The sequence below is a fragment of the Streptomyces sulfonofaciens genome, from assembly GCF_014656295.1.
Classification (GTDB): Bacteria; Actinomycetota; Actinomycetes; order Streptomycetales; family Streptomycetaceae; genus Streptomyces; species Streptomyces sulfonofaciens.
In genome coordinates this window covers 1-1,191 of sequence record NZ_BNCD01000069.1, presented here as the reverse complement: position 1 = coordinate 1,191, position 1,191 = coordinate 1, and the positions used below count along the sequence as shown (strand labels likewise).

Below are 1,191 nucleotides of genomic sequence, written 5' to 3'. Positions count from 1 at the left end.
TTCCTTGGTGAGCAGTTCGGTAAGGGCCTGCCGTTCGTCGAGGTCCGCATGCCGGATCGTGACCCGGTCGGCCTCGATGAGGACGAATCCGTGATCGGCGTAGAACTGGCTCTTGAGGACGGTCGGCCACTTGCGGCGCGGGAGCGGCATCATGGTGCTGTGCACTCCCGTTTCCCGAAGCCGTGCGCGGATGTCGCCGGCCACTCCGTAGGGGGCGTCGGCGTCGTCGAAGAGGAGTACCACCTTGCGTTCCTGGACCTGCGGGGGCAGCAGCCCCGCGAGGACGGTCAGGCCGACGCCGAGGCACGCGGCGGGCACGTCGGGGCCGCCCAGCGCCTTGCAGAGCTGGTCGATGCGGCCCCCGTCGGCGATGGAGAACGGCTCCAGACGGTCCGGGGCGGTGATGAACACCTGGTAGGTCACGCCCGAGTAGTGCCCGGTGCCGTGCAGCTCCGACAGGCAGATGTGCAGGTCCGTGTCGGGCAGCGCCCGGGCCGTGGCGCAGGCGGTGGCCAGGAGCACCGCCACCTCCTCGCGCACCCGCGGATCCTCGAAGCCGGCGCTTTGGGCGCGGAACTCGTCCAGGGGGATGCGCCCGCGCGTGTACAGGTCGGTGAGCAGTTCGCGGTCGCCTGGGTCCAGTGAGGTGGCGGCCAGCAGTGTGCCGATGTCCTGGCCCGTGAAGCGGATGTCCTGGGCGAGGCCGGGTGCCAGCCTGGCGAAGACCTGCGGGTTGCCGAACTGGACGGAGGTGACCGCAAGGCCCGGCACGTTCTCCAGCATGTCGTGTGCCGCGGCGAGGATCTCCGCGTCCGCGTAGGGGTCGCGCAGGCCCCAGGTGCCCAGTACCGCCATCTCGAACTGCCGCCGGTGGCCGGGCCTGTCGGGCTGCCGGTCACGGAAGAGGGAGGAGACCTGGGCCAGCTTCAGGGGAGGCGCCGAGGGCAGGTCGGCGATGAAGCGGGACATCCCCATCGCCAGATCGGCCTGCAGGACGAACCTGGAGCCCTCCTTGGGGCGGTGCACCTCGAAGATACGGCTGGGATGGACGCTCGTCGCCGCGAGGTAGCGGTCGCGGACCTCCACCGAGGCGGTGCGCACCTCTCTGAAACCGAACGCCTCGGCGGACGAGATGAAGCGGGCGCCCAGTTGACGCAGGACGCGGGACTCGTCATCCAGGACGTCGAAGAA

General features: G+C 70.1%; 1 protein-coding gene. It reads right to left on the bottom strand.

The window, feature by feature from the left end; translation table 11 throughout:
* Nucleotides 1-1,191 (bottom strand): ATP phosphoribosyltransferase regulatory subunit (locus tag IE313_RS34590; RefSeq protein WP_189939338.1); only part of this gene is annotated, 1,191 nt, incomplete at both ends.